Source organism: uncultured Gimesia sp. (assembly GCF_937910335.1).
In the GTDB taxonomy this organism is placed as follows: domain Bacteria; phylum Planctomycetota; class Planctomycetia; order Planctomycetales; family Planctomycetaceae; genus Gimesia.
In genome coordinates this window covers 1-3,950 of record NZ_CALEMX010000279.1, presented here as the reverse complement: position 1 = coordinate 3,950, position 3,950 = coordinate 1, and the positions used below count along the sequence as shown (strand labels likewise).

Genomic DNA, 3,950 nt, shown 5'->3' with positions numbered 1-3,950 from the left:
CTTACACTCTTATTATATTCCATTCGCATCAAAAATCAGCAAAAATACAACATTAAAACGATTTGATCTCGATATTTTTAACATCCAGCGGCCCGATCACCGCTTTATTCCCAATAATAAATCTTTAAGACAAGGCCTGTTTCAATTCTCGCAGGAATGTCTCTACGTCTGCCATCGTATTGTAACCATGCAGGGCAACGCGAATACGCCCCGCATGATACATGGGATGAATTTGTTTACTGTGTAAGTGTTGATAAACGCGTTCTGCATCCGGATGCCGAAACGCGACGATACCCGCCAGATTCTCAGCCTGTTTCGGAGAAATCAGCTCGACGGGTAACTCTTTGAGTCCTTCCAGGCACGCTTCCACCAGAGGCATGGTTGCCCGATTGATATTTTCCACACCGGTATCGACAATATATTTCAAGCCGGCTCGAATGGCATAAACGGCGGGATAGTTGGGCATGCCCACTGTAAAACTCGCGGCCCCCGGCAGACTTTCCGCTTTTTCAAAACGCTGATCGCCGAACGCATCTTTCAGATTGAACCAGCCTCCCGCGGGAACCGTCCATTCATTCGCCTTCGCAGCAGGCACGCCGACCAGTCCGCCACCATGTGATGCCAGAATCCATTTATGAGTGCTGCTCACTACCAGATCGATGTTTTCCAAATCGAGTGGAATACGACCCAACGCCTGCGTCACATCCAGGGCAATCAAAGCCGATGAATGTTGGCGAATGGTCTGGATCACTTCCTGCAAGGGAATTTTAAAACCGTTGAAAAAGCTGACCAGAGAAATACTCACAACGCGTGTTTTCTCACTCAGTAATGCTTGCAGATCTTCGAGGTGCAATTGCCAGTCATCGCGCGATTCCCAGACTTTCACGGTGGCAGGGCAACTCTGTTGTAACCCAAAAGTGTAACTGGCGGGAAAGTCCAAATCACTCACGATCAGTTCATCGCCGGCTTTAAACTGCAAAGCCTGATAAGCCAGATTGTAGGCTTCCGAACTGCAGGAACAAATACTGACTTCGTCGGAACTCAGGCCATACATCTGCCCTACTAACGCTTTGGCATCATCCCAGACCGCTTCATGCAGGATGCGCCCATCCATGCCCTGTAGTTTATCCTGAAAATATTGCTGAAACGCGGCATTCACGGTTAAAGGGGGAATCCCTTCCGCAGCCGTGTTTAAGTAAACGCGGTCCTGTAGACTGGGAAAATCGTGTTCTCGAGATTGTTGATCCAGCATGAAAACTCCGTTTGTTTAACGCGTCTGATTCAGTTGACTGTATTGCCTTCGGTGTCTGGTCTATTCAACATCGTCGGACCAAATTCACTCGAGATCGCCTGCGAGCATTGTAACATGGCAGAAGAAATCCGGGAACTGTCTCTCGATTCTCCAACACGTCGAATATGAGACACACACAACACAGCCAGCAACCGTCCGTCTGCTCCCAGAATGGGCGTCGCCGTATCCTGAACTCCTACAATGAGCAAACTGTCAATGGTTCGAAAACCAGCCTTGCGAATCTCGGCAAATTCCGACTCCCATTTTTTAATCTGAGAGGTCGGCTGGTCTGATTGCTCCCAGTACTTTTCTCGCTCTTCTTCGGGCAGAAACGAAAGGGCCACTTGCCCGCTGTTTCGATCATGCAGCTTGAAGCTGGCACCGATTCTGACGGCTAACGAAACATCGGCGTCGCAATCCACGCGGGCCACCACCAGCATTTTATTGCGAACAACTATATTCAGATGGCACGACTCATTCAGTTCGTGAGTCAATGTTTCCATATGCGGCGTAGCACGGGCGATTAATGCTTCCGTACTCGCATGCTTGGCCCCCAGTTCGAAGAGTTTCGTACTCATCCGATAGCCCTGATTCGAATCTCGAATCAGATAACCCTGCTCGTTCAGGCAGGCCATCACCCGAAACAATTCCTGTTTCGTACGTCCCAAACGGTCTGCAATATCCGTCAAAGAGAGCGGAAAAGAGATGCCGGACAGTAATTCCAGGACCTCCAGCCCCTTCTCCAGAGCAGGTACTCGATATGAGATTCTCGTTTCATTTCGCTCTAATGTTTTACTCATAAAATAAGATTTTACATATAAAACACCATTCGTCAAGAACGAATCCCAACTTTACCGGATTTACCTTAACTATAAATCAAAGAAAGCCTTAGGCGTTTTTACACGCCGAACAATGAGGAGATGTGGCTATCCAGTATCAGACGGGAAGTATTCGGGGCTGCCTGCTTTGAATGACTCCTGGAACCAACCGAGCGAAAAAGATGTGATAGCGCTGCATGCAAATACAGGGCAGAGAAAATCAATGAGCCGTAGAACATAACATGCGGCTGTCTCGCTCTGCACCACTCAGCCGACTCTTAGCAGCAATGTCTGGCGGGTATGTTACCAGTAGCGGCTGCATGACTCGCATACCATGGTTTCCAAAATTCTCCAGGCGTTGCCTGATGTGCCCGTTCACGATGTGGCCAGATGAAACGAGAATCGCTCCATCGGAGCCAACGACATGCGCTTTGAATATCATGCCGTCAAGCAGCTCTTGAATCGTGACTTCTTGGGTCGTTTCATTAACCGACGAGATGATGGCTCGTTCCAATTCATCGACAATAAAAGGAGCAAAGACACCCCACTTCCTGCGTAAATGCTCGAAAGGCAAATGGATTGATGAATGGGCGTCTTCGAGTTTTTTGTATTCTCGTACTGTTCTGATCAGATTAGCGGCAAATGAAAGCGGCTCGTTTTGAATACTGTCTATTTTGAGCGACAGAAGGTCACTCTCGTTATCGAACAGATCGATAATTGAGGAAACGGTCTCCAATTCTGGTATCTGATTAATGATTTCTAAGATGGCACCGTGTTCCCGATCATCCGTTGTTGAAATATAATCACGGGTTTCAATCAGTATTGCCGCAGTTTCAAAGTGTTCGATGTACTCAGGACTCAGCGCTGGTGCTAAGTCACTCACTAACTGAATCACATGTGCTGAACGGGGGCTGGCTGAGCTGACAAGTTTCTTCAGAAGAAACAGGTATTCGCTATGTGATTTGGTCGTTTGTTTCCGCTGTGATGCAATCAGAATGACTAGCGAAAGCAAGCCTGCGATTTCTTTGAACAATGCAAGGTGATCTTTAGAATAAGCATTAATCTCAGTACTCGAAAAGAACAGAAACCCAATGCCATGTCCTTCGACAGTCAGTGGGAATGTGAAAGAAGATCGCACTCCTTCATTTACAATGATACGTGTTGATACGGAGTCGGGGTGTTTTTGAAGGTACTCTTCAAGGTTATTCAGAATTCGAGGGCGTTTCTGTTCCAGCACAAATTGAAGTGAAGACCCTTTCAGCGGGGCACTAAAATTTTTGCCAAGTATCACTCTATTCTCGGAACGGCACCAGCGTGCAACGACTCGTTCTCCCGATTCGTCGATCAAAGCGCATCCGATTCGAGTGAATGGTAAAATAGAGTCGAAATTTTCGTAAACCGAATTCAACACTGTATCCAGCGTTGCTCCTTGCGTGACTTGTTGCATCAATCCGGAAAATAAGTTTGCATGAATATCGTTTGAAAATTCTTCGATCTTACGATTTCGTTCGAGTTCAATCATGAATCACTCAGTTCTACTTTCACCCTCGAATCAAAATAATTTTTCCACTTCGTAATGCTTTGTATCGATCAGAGAGTCTGTATTCGAAGCTGCTGTGTTGCTGTGTTTTTGTCTCATCCCGATATCTGAATATCATCAGACATTTTGAGAACTTTCTATATATTGGATAACAAAGTATAGATTGCGTACTCGCAACATGCGGTGAGGTAAATCCCTGAAAACAGAGGGATGTTACAGCAATTACCGGTTGGATAAAGGTGAGAATCTCTATAACAAGCACAATCGATTTAATGTTGAGCAGGCCACTCGGGACAACACA

General features: G+C 46.6%; 3 protein-coding genes. All 3 read right to left on the bottom strand.

All coding sequences use genetic code 11. The annotated features are described in order from the left end of the window. Nucleotides 1-124: 124 nt before the first annotated feature. On the bottom strand, nucleotides 125-1,252 hold the full coding sequence (locus Q0668_RS11265) for an aminotransferase class V-fold PLP-dependent enzyme (RefSeq protein ID WP_298864394.1): 1,128 nt from the start codon (nucleotides 1,250-1,252) through the stop codon (nucleotides 125-127). A gap of 29 nt (nucleotides 1,253-1,281) precedes the next feature. Further along, on the bottom strand, nucleotides 1,282-2,091 hold the full coding sequence (locus Q0668_RS11260) for an IclR family transcriptional regulator (RefSeq protein ID WP_298864391.1): 810 nt from the start codon (nucleotides 2,089-2,091) through the stop codon (nucleotides 1,282-1,284). A 238-nt stretch (nucleotides 2,092-2,329) separates the two neighbouring features. Continuing rightward, nucleotides 2,330-3,631: a GAF domain-containing protein gene (locus tag Q0668_RS11255; protein WP_298864388.1), complete on the bottom strand. Its 1,302-nt coding sequence runs from the start codon at nucleotides 3,629-3,631 to the stop codon at nucleotides 2,330-2,332. Nucleotides 3,632-3,950: the final 319 nt, after the last annotated feature.

Bases quoted from the DNA above. Each gene is read 5' to 3' on its own strand.
- Q0668_RS11265 (WP_298864394.1), bottom strand. From the start codon at position 1,252: ATGCTGGATCAACAATCTCGAGAACACGATTTTCCCAGTCTACAGGAC.
- Q0668_RS11255 (WP_298864388.1), bottom strand. From the start codon at position 3,631: ATGATTGAACTCGAACGAAATCGTAAGATCGAAGAATTTTCAAACGAT.
- Q0668_RS11260 (WP_298864391.1), bottom strand. From the start codon at position 2,091: ATGAGTAAAACATTAGAGCGAAATGAAACGAGAATCTCATATCGAGTA.